General features: G+C 64.3%; 12 protein-coding genes. All 12 read right to left on the bottom strand.

Annotation, left to right across the window (positions count from 1 at the left end):
- Window positions 1-738 carry an FtsQ-type POTRA domain-containing protein gene (locus QMF81_RS05150; protein ID WP_281752670.1) on the bottom strand — a complete coding sequence of 246 codons (738 nt, stop codon included), beginning with the start codon at window positions 736-738 and terminating at the stop codon, window positions 1-3.
- Window positions 739-862: 124 nt separating this feature from the next.
- Window positions 863-2,224 (bottom strand): UDP-N-acetylmuramate--L-alanine ligase, encoded by a 1,362-nt coding sequence (gene murC, locus QMF81_RS05145; protein WP_281752668.1) that lies wholly within the window; start codon window positions 2,222-2,224, stop codon window positions 863-865.
- A complete protein-coding gene (gene murG / locus QMF81_RS05140; protein ID WP_281752666.1) occupies window positions 2,221-3,294 on the bottom strand; it encodes an undecaprenyldiphospho-muramoylpentapeptide beta-N-acetylglucosaminyltransferase in 1,074 nt (357 codons plus the stop codon). Before murG ends, murC begins: the two co-directional genes overlap by 4 nt.
- Entirely contained in the window at window positions 3,291-4,403 is a 1,113-nt protein-coding gene (ftsW, locus tag QMF81_RS05135; protein ID WP_281752664.1) for a putative lipid II flippase FtsW, read from the bottom strand. Before ftsW ends, murG begins: the two co-directional genes overlap by 4 nt.
- Window positions 4,400-5,689 carry a UDP-N-acetylmuramoyl-L-alanine--D-glutamate ligase gene (gene murD / locus QMF81_RS05130; protein WP_281752662.1) on the bottom strand — a complete coding sequence of 430 codons (1,290 nt, stop codon included), beginning with the start codon at window positions 5,687-5,689 and terminating at the stop codon, window positions 4,400-4,402. The genes ftsW and murD overlap by 4 nt, the downstream gene beginning before the upstream one ends.
- A 6-nt stretch (window positions 5,690-5,695) precedes the next feature.
- Window positions 5,696-6,772 carry a phospho-N-acetylmuramoyl-pentapeptide-transferase gene (mraY, locus tag QMF81_RS05125; protein ID WP_281752660.1) on the bottom strand — a complete coding sequence of 359 codons (1,077 nt, stop codon included), beginning with the start codon at window positions 6,770-6,772 and terminating at the stop codon, window positions 5,696-5,698.
- Window positions 6,769-8,124: a UDP-N-acetylmuramoyl-tripeptide--D-alanyl-D-alanine ligase gene (murF, locus tag QMF81_RS05120; protein ID WP_281752658.1), complete on the bottom strand. Its 1,356-nt coding sequence runs from the start codon at window positions 8,122-8,124 to the stop codon at window positions 6,769-6,771. Before murF ends, mraY begins: the two co-directional genes overlap by 4 nt.
- Complete coding sequence (locus tag QMF81_RS05115) at window positions 8,115-9,536, bottom strand: UDP-N-acetylmuramoyl-L-alanyl-D-glutamate--2,6-diaminopimelate ligase (RefSeq protein WP_281752656.1); 1,422 nt, start codon at window positions 9,534-9,536, stop codon at window positions 8,115-8,117. The genes murF and QMF81_RS05115 overlap by 10 nt, the downstream gene beginning before the upstream one ends.
- Complete coding sequence (locus QMF81_RS05110) at window positions 9,529-11,529, bottom strand: penicillin-binding transpeptidase domain-containing protein (protein ID WP_281752654.1); 2,001 nt, start codon at window positions 11,527-11,529, stop codon at window positions 9,529-9,531. The genes QMF81_RS05115 and QMF81_RS05110 overlap by 8 nt, the downstream gene beginning before the upstream one ends.
- Window positions 11,529-11,798, bottom strand: a complete 270-nt coding sequence (locus QMF81_RS05105; protein ID WP_281752652.1) for a hypothetical protein — start codon at window positions 11,796-11,798, stop codon at window positions 11,529-11,531. The genes QMF81_RS05110 and QMF81_RS05105 overlap by 1 nt, the downstream gene beginning before the upstream one ends.
- Window positions 11,795-12,772, bottom strand: a complete 978-nt coding sequence (gene rsmH, locus QMF81_RS05100) for a 16S rRNA (cytosine(1402)-N(4))-methyltransferase RsmH (protein WP_281752651.1) — start codon at window positions 12,770-12,772, stop codon at window positions 11,795-11,797. The genes QMF81_RS05105 and rsmH overlap by 4 nt, the downstream gene beginning before the upstream one ends.
- Window positions 12,773-12,789: 17 nt before the next feature.
- Window positions 12,790-13,245 (bottom strand): division/cell wall cluster transcriptional repressor MraZ, encoded by a 456-nt coding sequence (gene mraZ, locus QMF81_RS05095; protein WP_281752649.1) that lies wholly within the window; start codon window positions 13,243-13,245, stop codon window positions 12,790-12,792.
- Window positions 13,246-13,274: the final 29 nt, after the last annotated feature.

Genomic DNA, 13,274 nt, shown 5'->3' with positions numbered 1-13,274 from the left:
CTACTCCTTTCCCGACCGGCTCGCGTCCTTTTTCAGGGAAACCCAAGCGCGGCCCGGCATGACGAACACGCTGGCGACCTTGTCCATTTCCCCTCGCTGCGTCAAATCCTGCCATAAACGGCCAAGACTTTCCACCATGGAAGCGACGTCCCTGCCGTCCAATTGGATCAAGACCCGCGGTTTTTCGATCATCAAACTATACTGCTCCGCGCTCTCCTGGCGGATCCACGCCACCTGGTGCGTACCAAAAGGCAATTGATTGCGTTCCATAGCGGCGAGCACCTGCTTGAGCCCCGCGCTCACATCGACGGCTTCGTCCTTTTCGAGCACCGGCAAGGACACAAAGCGCTCCGGCGTCACCGGGGCAATGGGTCGCCCCTCGGCATCGGCATAGAAAAAGGTCCCTTCCCGGGGTACGAGAAACACCGGCCGTCGCTCCCCGATTTCAATGATCACCGTATCCGGCAAGACCCGCGTCACCGAGGCCTCGCGAATCCACGGGTTGGCGGCAATGCGGGCCCGAACCTCGGCAATGTTGAGATCGAGCACGCTCTGCCCCAGCTGCAGCCCCCCCATAGCGGCCACCTCCTCCGGGGTAAACCGCTGCGTCCCCTGCACCGTGAGCTGCCGCAGTTGGAACAGCTCGTGCCCGGTGACCCACCGATACCCCCACAGGATACCGAGGCTGATGCCCGCCACGAGCACGCACCCCAAAAGTATCCCCACAGTCCAGCGCAACCCGCGCCCCAGAGTGACCCACCACGGGGTACCCCCGGAAGAAACAGGGCGGTGCGGCTCCCGGGAAACATTCTTCCGCGGCTTACGCCCCCGGGTGAGCACCACCCGCCGTGCCAGTCGCTCCCTAGCCTTCAAGGTACCGTTGCCCCACCGTCCAAATACTTCCTGCCCCGAGGGTGATCAGGACGTCGCCCGGCTGCACGTGCTGGGGCAAGGCAGCCTCGAGGGCAGCAAAGTCCGCGAAAAAATGCACCGGCGTATCCGACACCTGGCGGATGGCATGGGCGAGGCTTTGCCCGCTCACCCCAGGGATGGGGTCTTCGCTTGCCGCATAAATCTCGGTGAGGAGCACGGTGTCCACTCCGGAAAACACCCGGGCAAATTCGCCAAAAAGCGCCTTGGTGCGGGTGAAGCGATGCGGCTGAAAGGCCACCACGAGACGGCGGCCCGGATACACCTGCCGGGCCGTGGCCAGGGTGGCGGCGATCTCCGTGGGGTGATGGCCATAGTCGTCCACCACCAGCACCCCATTACGCTCGCCTTTGCGCTCAAAACGCCGTCCCACACCCGCGAAATGCGCCAAACCATGGCAGATGGCCTCTGACGAGACACCGGCTTCCTGGGCCACCGCGATCGCGGCGAGGGCGTTCAAGACATTATGCCGCCCCGGTTGGGCCACCACCGCCTCGCCCCACATGGCGCCCGCCTCCCACACCCGAAACCGGGACCCGTGATCCACCTCCAGGATTTCCGCCCGCCAATGGTTGCCAGGACCAAACCCATAGGTCTGCACCGGCCGCTTGATACGGGGCAAAATGGCCTGCACCCCAGGGTCGTCGCCGCAGGCCACCACCAATCCGTAGAACGGTACGTTATTGGCAAACTGTGCGAACGCCGTCTCGATGGCCGCAAGGTTGGGATAAAAATCGAGGTGATCGGCGTCCACGTTGGTGATCACCGCCACCTGCGGCAGCAAGCACAAAAACGACCCGTCGGACTCGTCGGCCTCGGCCACCAGGTACTCCCCTGCCCCCAAACGGGCGTTGGACCCCAAGGCATTGAGCCGGCCGCCGATGATCACCGTGGGATCCAGCCCTGCCTCGGTGAACACCGTGGCGATGAGCGAGGTCGTGGTGGTCTTGCCATGGGTGCCGCCCACCGCCACCCCTATTTTGAGGCGCATGAGCTCGGCGAGCATCTCCGCCCGGGGGATGATGGGAATACCCCGCTCCCGGGCCTCGAGGATCTCGGGGTTGTCGTCGCGCACCGCCGACGAGCGCACCACCACCTGCGCGTCACCCACCTGACCGCGGGCATGCCCCAAAAACACGGTGATCCCGAGTTCCCGCAACCGCCGCACCGCTGCGGACTCCGCCAGGTCGGATCCACGCACCGCATATCCCAAGGTGGCCAGCACCTCGGCAATGCCGCTCATGCCCGAGCCACCGATACCAATCATATGGATTCGCTGAATTTTCGATCTCATGACTTCCTCTGCGCCAAGCGTATGATGTCTTCGGCGAGCGTACGCGCCGCCTGGGGGCGGCCCAAGGCCGCCGCGGCCTTGCCCATGGCCGCCAAACGGTCCGGAGCGGCAAAGAGGTCGGTGAGCATGCGCACCACATCCACACTCGGCAAGACACTCTGGGGGAGCACCACCGCCGCCCCGCGAGCCGCCAGGGCCTGGGCGTTCTTGGTTTGGTGGTCATGGGTGGCGTACGGAAACGGCACCAAGATACTCGGCTTGCCGGCGGCGGTGAGCTCCGCGATGGTCGTCGCCCCGGCCCGGCACAGCACCACGTCGGCAAAGGCGTAGGCCTCGTCCATGGCGTCGATGAAGGGTGCCACCCGGGCCTCGGGGTAAGCGGTGGCATAGGCTGCCTGCACCCGCGCAAAATCTTCGGCGCCGGTCTGATGCCAAAGGCGAATCCCCTCGGCGCGCAAACGCGCAGCGTGCGCCAGCATGAGATCATTGAGGGCACGGGCCCCTTGGCTTCCCCCCACGACCAAAAGATTACGGCCCGCCGGCGGACGCACGCCCGCCACGGCGCACACCGCCTGGCGCACCGGATTGCCCGTGCACCGCACCCGCGGCCCTGAAAAAAGCGGGTCCGCCATGTCCGGAAAACTGGTCCACACCTGGTCCACCCAGCGCGCAAGCCACCGATTGGCCGCACCGGGGATGCTGTTTTGCTCGTGGATCCCACAAGGGATGCGCAGCACCTTGGCCGCGGCCACGGCAGGAAACCCGGCATACCCGCCAAAGCCCACCACCACTGCGGGCCGCAGGGAACGCAAGAGTCCTCCGGCCATGAGCACACTGGCCCCGAGCCGCGCCCCGGCGACAGCGCCCCGCAGCCCCCGGCCAATGACCCCACGCACCGGCAAGCCCACGAAGGGGATACCCGCCCCATGCGCCATGCGCCCTTCCGGGCCGTAGGTCCCGCCCACGAAGACCACCGCCGCGGTGGGCTCCAGCTGCCGCAGGGCCTCGGCCACAGCGAGCGCAGGAAAGATATGGCCGCCCGTACCTCCTGTGGTCAGCACGATATTCATGGCGCATTCTCCCGGGAAAGGTTGAGAAGCATGCCCACACAGAAAAATCCGCCCAAGATGTGGCTGCCGCCGTAACTCACAAACGGCATGGGCACGCCCTTGGGAGGAAGCATGCCGAGCACCACCGCGCTATTGAGCAGTGCCCCCAAAAGGATGATGGCGCCCATACCCAAGGCGACGATGCGGCGCTCCAGATCCCGCTGGCGCAAGGCGATGACAAACACCCGCCACAAAATGACCGCCACCAGCGCAAAAACCAGCGACAACCCTACGAACCCGAGCTCCTCGCCCATGACCGCCAAGATGAAGTCATTGTGGGCCTCGGGGAGAAAAAAGAGCTTCTGACGCCCTTGCCCCAGCCCCACGCCCCACCAGCCGCCCGAGCCGAGCCCATAGAAGGACTGCACCAATTGATACCCCGTATTCTGGGCGTCTTGAAAGGGATCGAGAAAGGCAAAGGCCCGCTTGAGGCGATACGGCGAATGGAGCACCAAAAGGATGCCCCCCACCACGGCCAAAAGCACCGACGCCCCCAAAAAGATGAGGCGCGTGCCCCCCACAAAGCAGAGCAGAAACAAGATGGCGGCCAAAAACACCGAGCCGCCAAAGTCCGGCTGGAGCATGAGGAGCAAGCAAAAAAGCGCGGTCATCAAAAGCGGCGGCAAAAATCCCACGCTAAAGGTCTTCACCTTCTCCTGTTTGCGCGAGAAAAAGTACCCCAGATACAAGACCAGGGCGATCTTGGCCATTTCCAGGGGCTGGAAGGAAAGCGGGCCCAGGTGCAGCCAGCGTCTGGCCCCGCCGATGCGCACGCCAAGGGGGGAGGCCAAGGTCAAAATGAGCAGCACCAAGGCAAAAAACACCCACCAATAGACATGACGCTGGAAGAAGGCCACGGGGATGCGCATGGCCGCCATCATGACCGCCAACCCCAGCCCCACGAAAAAGAGCTGCTTTTGGAACAGCACATATTTGCTGCCCATGGTCTTCTCCGCCACGATGCCGCTGGCGGAAAACACCATGATGAGTCCCAAGGCCGTCAGACACAGCACCGCGGCCAAAAGCGGCACATCCCACGAGGGCTTCCGCAGGCCTTGAGGCGCGCTCATCCCGCAACCCCCATGGCGCGGCGGGCAGCTGCGGCAAAGACCGCACCACGTTCCTTGTAGTTGGCAAAAAGGTCGAAGCTCGCCGTGGCTGGAGAGAGGAGCACCGTCTCTCCGGGGACAGCCATGCGCACAGCCTCGGCCACGGCCTCCTCCAGGGTGGGGTGCCAGGAAAGGGGCAGCCCCAAATGTTCCCAGGCTGCGGCAAACACCTCCCGGCTTTGGCCAAACAAATGAATGCTGCGGCAGTGCTCCCGGATCAACGGGGCGAGCTCTGCAGGATCCCCGCCCTTGAACACCCCTCCCGCCAAGAGCCGTACCGGCCGATCTTGGGCGCGCAAGGCCGCTGCCAGAGATTCGAGCGTGGTGGCCTTGGAATCATCCACAAAACGCACCCCGTCCTTTTCGAACACCACTTCCTGGCGGTGGGGAAGCCCCTGAAAATCCTTGACCGCTGCGGCAAAGGCCGCCTCGTCCACGCCGAAAAAGCGGCAGGCATGAAACGCGGCCTCCAGGTTGGCTTGGTTGTGCGCCCCAGGAAGCCCGGGGCAGGAGAAGCGCTGCACGGCCGTGACATATACCCGCCGCGCCCGCACCTGTCCCTGGCGTTCCACATCCTCTTTGAGGCTCAACGGAAGCACCGCCAGGTCCGCCTCGGTCATGCGGGCGAAAAGCTGCATCTTGGCGGCGCGGTATTCGTCCATGTCGGCGTGGTAATCCAAATGGTTGGGAGAGATATTGAGCAGCACCCCCACGCGCGGATGGAAGGCATTGACGGTCTGGAGCTGAAAACTGGAGACTTCCAGCACCACAACGTCCGCCAGGTCCCCGGAAAGCACGTACTCGCACAGCGGCGTGCCGATATTGCCGCCCACAAAGACCCTGCGGCCCGTGCTCTTCAAGACATGGCCGATCACGGAAGTGGTGGTGGTTTTGCCGTTGGAGCCGGTCACCGCCACCATGGGCTCGGCCACGAACCAGCTGCCCAGCTCCAGCTCACCAATGAGGGTCGTGCCTGGGGCCAGCAGCGGGGCGATGCGCGCCCGCGGGATCCCTGGGCTGAGCACCACCATCGAACACGGGGCAAAATCCTCTGCCCGGTGTTCGCCCGCGCGCACGGAAAACCCTTGCGCCGCAGCCTCCGCAAGCCCCTCGGGGCGCACGTCATGCACCTGCACCTCGGCGCCCAAGGCGCGCAGCAGCCGCGCCGCCGCCATGCCCGAGCGCCCGGCGCCCACCACCGCCACCTGGTGTCCACGCAATTGGTCGGAGTGGATCATTGCCCGCATGGAAACCTACCGCAGTTTGAGGGTGCCCAGGGCGAGCACCGCCAGTAAAATGGAAAGAATCCAAAACCGTACGATGATCTTCGACTCGTGCAGGCCGCATTTTTCAAAGTGATGATGCAGCGGCGCCATGCGAAAAATGCGACGCCCCCCGGTTACCTTGAAGTAGCCCACCTGCAGGATCACCGAAAGGGTCTCCACCACGAAAAGCCCGCCCACCACAGCCAGGATCAGCTCCTGCTTGCAGAGCACGGCCACGAAGCCCAAGGCCCCGCCGATACTGAGGCTTCCCACATCCCCCATGAATACCTGGGCAGGATAGGCGTTGAACCACAAAAACCCGAGCCCCGCGCCCACCATGGCCCCGCAAAACACCGCCACCTCACCCACGCCAGGGATGTAGGCCACCTGGAGATAGTTGGCCAAATTGACGTGCCCGGCCACGTACACGAACACCGCAAAGCAGGCGGCGCACACCACCGCCGGACCAATGGCCAAGCCGTCGAGCCCGTCGGTGAGATTCACGGCATTGGAAGAACCGGTAAGCACGAACACCGCAAAGGGGATGTAGAACCAGGAGAGATCCGGATGCAGATGTTTGAAAAACGGCACCATGAGTTTGGTGGAATACTGCGGCAAGGCCACGAGCACACTCACGGCCCCCAAGGCCACGAGTATCTGTCCCAAGAGCTTGCCCCGGGCGGACAGGCCGTCGTTATGCCGACGCACCACCTTGAGATAGTCATCGGCCAAACCCACCAGACCAAAGCCGACGAACACGAACACACACAGCCAAATGAACGGATTGGTCAAATCCGCCCACAAAAAGACACTCACCAGCAGGCACATCCCATACAGCAAGCCACCCATGGTGGGAGTGCCGCTCTTTTGCTGATGATCCGGTCCGCACTCCTTGATGTATTGCCCCACTTTGAGACGACGCAGCCACTCAATGCATGTCGGCCCGACGATAATGGCCAACACAAGGGCCGTGACCATGGCGTACACGGAGCGAAAGGTGATGTAGCGGAAGACATTGAAAACGCTGATGGTATCACTCAGCGGATAGAGCAGATGATAGATCACGAAAGACGCTCCTCAAAATACGCCAAAAATTCTTCCATACGGCTCCCCCGAGAGCCTTTGAACAAAAGCACGGCGTTCGGCAGCCTAAGGGCAGCAAAGGCCTCCCATGCCTCCTTTGGGGTGTCCGTGACACACAACACAGCCCCTGGGCCAAGGCCCGCGGCCACCGCCTCGGCATGCGCCCCTCGATACACCACCAATGGACACTGAGCCGCACGGGCCAGCTCGCCCAAACGGCGATGGGCATCTGGGGCATGGACGCCGAGCTCCCGCATTTCTCCGAGCACCGCCACCAAAGGACGGGCGCCGGCCATCTGCCTGGCCTCGGCAAAGGCCGCGGCCATGGACAAGGGATTGGCGTTGTAGGTGTCGTCGATGAGCACCCATGGGCCACGCGCGCGGCACACAAACCGTCCCGCCTGCGGGGAAAACGCCAAAAGCCCACTCTCCACCGCCGTCATGGGCACCCGTAAAGCACGGGCCACCGCCACCACGGCAGCGACGTTCTCCGCGTGCGCACAGGCGGCCGTGGCCTGTAGCTGCACCGTGTCGTCGGCGCAAGCAACAGTAAAGGCAAATCCCGTGGGGGTCTTGTGCCGCGCAAGGACCCGCACGTCCGCATCCACGTCCGCGCGGCCGGCAAAGGTCAGCGACGGGCAGCCAGCCTGCGCACATGCGGCGTGCAGTTCCGGGCAGCCCATGTTCCACACCCCCACCCCACCGGGGCGAAGCCAGGCAAGAAGGCGCGCCTTGTGCCGGGCCACCCCCTCCACCCCGCCCAAGGCTTCGGCATGGGCCAGGCCCGCATTGGTGATCAAGGCCACGTCCGGTGCCAGGATGGCCCCGAGTTCGTCCATATCCTGGGGCTGACTGATGCCCACTTCCAGGACCCAGAAGTCCTCATCCCCGTCCAGGGCGAGGATGGAGAGCGGCAGCCCCAGCTGGTTGTTGAAATTCCCAGGATTTTTCCCCACCTTCCCTTGCGTGGAGAGCGCCAAGGCCAAGACCTCCTTGACCGTGGTCTTGCCCGCGGACCCGGTGACCGCCACCACCCGGGCTCGGGTCGTCTCCCGCCACGCCCGCGCGAGAAGCCCAAGGGCGCGCACCGTATCCGGCACCACCAAGATGGGGGCTGCCACCGGCAGCGGACGCAACGCAAGCACGGCCACCGCACCGGCAGCAATGGCGTCTTTCGCAAAATCATGGCCATCCACCCGGGTACCCGGCACCGCCACAAAGAGGTCCCCCGGCCGGACGCGGCGACTGTCCATGGTAACCCCGGTCACCTCCACGTTCTGCCCGGAAAACGCCCCCCCCACGGCCTGGGCGATGGTTTCCATGCTCATGCGCATGCGGCAAGCTCCCGGGCAACGGCCACATCAGAAAAGGGCAGCCGTCGTTGCCCAATGATCTGCACGGACTCGTGCCCTTTGCCGGCAATGAGCACCGCGTCTCCGGGTCGGGCTTCGGCCAAGGCCAGGGCAATGGCAGCGTGACGGTCCGGTTCGCGCAGCACCCGCGGCGCCTGGGCAAGTCCTGGCATGATGGCGTCGATGATGGCCTCGGGATCCTCGGAGCGAGGATTGTCCGAGGTCACCACCGCCACGTGGGCATGCCGCGCCACGGCCTCGCCCATGAGCGGTCGCTTGCCTGGGTCCCGGTCCCCGCCGCAACCAAAGACCACGATGAGCCGGCCCTTCCCGATGGCCCGCAGGGTGGCGCACACTTTGTCCAAGGCATCGGGGGTGTGGGCGTAGTCCACGAACACATGGACGCCGCGCGGATGCGGCACCCGCTCCAAGCGGCCCGGGGCGCCGCCCGCATGCTCCAAGGCCGCGGCAAAGGTGTTCGGGTCGAGACCCAAAAGCAGCCCCACGGCCTGGGCAGCGAGCAGATTCTCGGCATTGTACGCTCCCACCAAAGGGGAGGTCACTTCCCACTGCTTTCCCTGCCAGGTCATGGCCAGACGCATGCCCGCGAGGTCCATGCGCTGCACGCAGCCGCGCAGCGCAGCCCGTTGCCGGAGTCCAAAGGTCAGGGCGTCTGGGCGGATTTGGCCCAGGCGCTGCCCCCATGGGTCGTCGACGTTGATGACCGCCAGGCGGCAGGCCTTGCCCTGGGCGTGAAAGAGCAGAGCCTTGGCCGCGAAATACGCCTCCATGGTGGGGTGGTAGTCCAGGTGATCCTGGGTGAGGTTCGTGAACACCCCGACTTCCACCGCGATCCCGGCCAGACGATTTTGGTGCAGGGCATGGGAGGAGACCTCGAGCACCGCGGTGTCCACCCCGTCACGCGTCATGCGGCCGAGCAGCTGGTGCAGGGTGAGGACATCAGGCGTCGTCATGGATGCAGGCATCGCGTATCCCGGCCACCGGCAGGCCACGGTGCCCACCACGCCGACCCGCTGGCCGCAAGCAGCAAGGATGGCCTCCACCAGATAGGTGGTGGTGGTTTTGCCGTTGGTCCCGGTAATGCCCACCACACAGGGATACCCGGCCCCGCCATAGGCGATGCGCGCAAGCTCCCCCAACGTCTGCCCAGGATTCTCCACCTCGGCGTGGAGCACCCCGGCAGGGACCGCAACCCCCCGGGCCGTCACCACGGCCACGGCCCCCCGGGAAACGGCGTCGGGCACGAAGCGCGCCCCGTCCACATGGGTCCCCGGCAGGGCGACAAAGACATCCCCAGCCGTCACCTGCCCGGAGTGGCTGCACAGACGCGCACCACGGCGCACCAATTCCTCTATCTGCCGCAAGTTATCCATCACCAGGCTCCCGCGCCAGCCACAGCCGGACTTCCTTGCCCTCCGGCCACGACCCGCCGGCCACAGGTAGCTGCCGTTCCACCACCGAACCACTGCCGGCAACGCTCAAGGTCGCTCCACAAGGAACGAGCACCTCCAGGGCCTCACGCACGGTCAGGCCACGCACATCCGGCACCTCCGTGGCGTTGCCCGAAGGAATCTTCTCTTGCGTCCCTTCTTGCGGTTTGACCACGGCTGCGGAGATCTTCGTGCGCTGCATATATTCCGGTTTCGACTGCAAAGAGGCGGCTTCCGCCAAAAGCTTGCCGTCTACCATCGGCTGCAGCATGCCCGCCAAGGTAAGCAGCCGCACTCCCACATTGCGCACTTCCGGGGCAGCCACCACGCCGCCGTAGTGGCTGGTGCGCGGTGTATCCACCACCATGCCCACCACATACCGCGGCTGATCCACGGGCAACACCGCAAAGAAGGACGCCAAGTAATCCGACCCATACCCGCCCTGGGCCGAAGCCTTTTGGGCGGTACCGGTCTTGCCCCCCACCCGCACCCCTTGGATGCGGGCCAAGGTGCCGGTGCCGTCTTCTTCCACCACTTCCGCGAGCATGTTGAGCACCGTGCGCGCCGTCTGACGGGAAAACACCCGTATCGGCTCGGCAGGCGCCCCCAGAGAGGCGTTCTCGGCATCACGCACCAAACGCAATGGGATGCGCTCCCCCTCCCGAGCCAGGGTGAGGTAGGCCTGCATCATCTGCGGCATGGTGACGCCGATGCCCTGGCCAAAGGAAATATTGGCCTGCTCCACCTTGCGCCAGCTAGACAGGGGTTTCACCAAGCCTGCGGCCTCGCCGGACAGCGGCAGCCCCGTGGGCTTCCCCAATCCCAAGGCGTCCAGATACTTGCGAAGGCGCGGTCCACCCAACTCCAAGCCGATCTTTGCCATGCCGATGTTACTGGAATAGCGCAGAATCTTGTTGACGGGCAGCGACCCATAGGCGTGGGTGTCCTTGATGCGCTTTCCCGCCACGCTCCACTGACCGTTTTCGCAAAAATAGCTCTGAGTCGGAGAACAGACCCGCTCTTCCAAGGCAGCGGCCATCACGAAGGGTTTCATGATGGATCCGGGCTCGAAAATGTCCGTAGCGATGCGATTGCGCCACTGGCCGCGATCTTTGCTTCGCATATTCGGATTGAAGAATGGATAATTGGCCCAGGCCAAGATCTCGCCAGTGGCCACGTCCACCACCATACACATGCCGCTTTTCGCCTGACTGCCCAGAACGGCCCGCTCCAAAGCCTCCTCTGCCGCCACCTGCACCTGGACATCCAGGGTAAGCTGCAGGGCACGGCCACTGAGGGCCTCCAAGTCCGCAGGACTCGGCCCCAAACGATTGCCTTGGGCGTCACGCTGCACCGTGAACTTGGCTTGCGACGGCTTGAGCACGCTCTCGAACTCTCGCTCCAGCCCCTCGATGCCCACTCCGTCCACATCCACAAAACCAAGAAGCTGTCCGGCCACCACCCCTTGGGGATACTGCCGAGCGCTTTCATTTTCCAAAAAAATCCCGGCAATACCCAGCTCCCGGACGGCCTGTGCCTGGGCATCGCTAATCTTGCGCGCAATCCATACGAACTTGCGGCCCGAGCGCAGCTGACGCGCAATGTGCTCCGGCGAGATGCCCAGAATCTTGCCCAAACGCACGGCAGCCTGGGCCGGGTCCGCCACTTCCGCTGGCCTTGCCGACACCGAGGCCACGTTCACCGACGTGGCCAAAAGCACGCCATTGCGGTCCATGATGGCCCCACGTCGGCCGGAAATCTGCTCCGAAGTCCAATGCTGCGCCTGTGCCTTGCGGGCGAGCTCCGGCCCCTGCACCACCTGCAGCCAATAGGCACGGCCCCAAGCAGCCGTGAGGACACTGGCGAAAAAGACAGCGACAAAAAGGGCCTTCACGCGAAACCAGTCGCGCTTGGGACCTGTTTTTGCTTTGGCCATTAGGGCACCACCCGTATCTGCTCCCGGGAAGGAGGCTTGAGGCCGTACCGCTGCGCCTGCGCACCCAAGATCGCAGGAGAAAGCAAGTACTGGCGCTCCACCACCAATTTTTCATGGAGATCCATGCGCCGGGCAAGCTCCCGCTCCAGCCCTTTGCACTCGTAAGAAAGATCCAACCGCTCGATATTCACCCACACGAGCACCAACCCCAGCACGGCAGTGGTCACGAGCAACAACACCGTCAGCCACAGCAGGGGTCTTTGGTTCATCGCTCCTCCTCAAGGCCACGTGCCCCAGGCAAACGTTCTGCGGCACGCAACTTGGCGCTGCGACTCCGGGGATTGCTCGCCAGCTCCTCGTCCGAGGGGGTGATGGGCTTACGGGTAAGGATACGCAGGCGCGGGCTGTGGCCGCAGGTACACACCGGCTGGCGCGGCGGACACACACAGGTAGCGGCCTCGGCGCGAAAAAACCGCTTTACCAAGCGGTCTTCCAAGGAATGAAAGGAGATCACCACCAAGCGCCCCCCTGGGGCCAAAAGGTCCACAGCCACGCGCAAAAACGCCTCCACCGCTTCCAGCTCCCCATTGACCGCCATGCGCAGGGCCTGAAACGTACGAGTGGCCGGATGATTGCGGGCCTGGTAGCGCCGCGCCGGCGGATAGGCCAACGCCACCAAACGGGCCAATTCCAGCGTGGAGGAGATGGGCTGTTTTTCGCGGGCATCCACGATGACCCGGGCGATACGCCCGGCCAGCGGCTCTTCGCCCAAATCACGGATGATGCCTTTGAGGCGCACGTAGCTTGCTTCGTTGACCAATTTCCCTGCGGTCTCGGGCAGACGCTGATCCATGCGCATATCCAGGGGGCCGTCATGGAGAAAGGAAAAGCCCCGCTCCGCAGTATCCAGCTGCAACGACGAGACCCCGAGGTCCGCGAGGATGCCATCCACACGCTCCCAACCCAGCTGCTGTACCCATCTGGCGGCATCCGCGAAATTACTCTGAAACAGATGGACGCAGGAGCAGGAGTGCAGACGCTGGCGCGCCACGGCAAGGGCGTCGGCATCCCGGTCGAGCCCAAGGACCTCCGCCTGGCCTGCCGTGTGTTCCACAATGGCGGCGCTATGGCCGCCGAGGCCCACCGTGGCGTCCAGATAGCGGCCTCCCGGACGAGGAGCGAGCCAGTGCAGCACTTCCTTGGGGAGCACTGGGATATGGGAAGTCTCGCCAAACGGGGCCATGGTCCACCCGTATCGCCCTAGAGGGCCAGTTGAAATCCATTCTGGGCAAGCTCATCCATGACGGCGTCGAAATCCTGCTGCATGGCCTGGCGCTGGGCCTCGAAGCGCTCCTGATCCCAGATCTCGAATTTGCGCCCCACGCCGGCCAGGACGATGTCGCGGCGCAGTCCTGCATAGGAGCGCAAATGCGGTGGGATGAGGAGGCGGCCCTGTTTGTCCAAGGTCACCTGCACCGCGCCGGAGAGAAAAAACCGATGGAAGTCGCGGAAACGGCGGTTGGCCATGTTGAGCTGGGCAAAACTGCGCTCAATGACCTCCCACTCCGGCAGGGGGTATCCGGCCACGCAATCGTCGAAATTGGTGAGCACCACCACGCCCTCCGGCGACACCCGCAGCACCTCGTCCCGGAATTCCGGCGGCAGCATGAGGCGACCTTTGTCGTCCTGAGTTCGTAGGGCATGGCCACGAAACACCCGTACCTCCCACTTTTTCCCACTTCTTT

The sequence above is a fragment of the Thermodesulfomicrobium sp. WS genome, assembly GCF_027925145.1.
Lineage (GTDB): Bacteria > Desulfobacterota > Desulfovibrionia > Desulfovibrionales > Desulfomicrobiaceae > Thermodesulfomicrobium.
The sequence above is the reverse complement of the archived record's forward strand: the minus strand, read 5'-3'. Positions and strand labels throughout refer to the sequence as shown.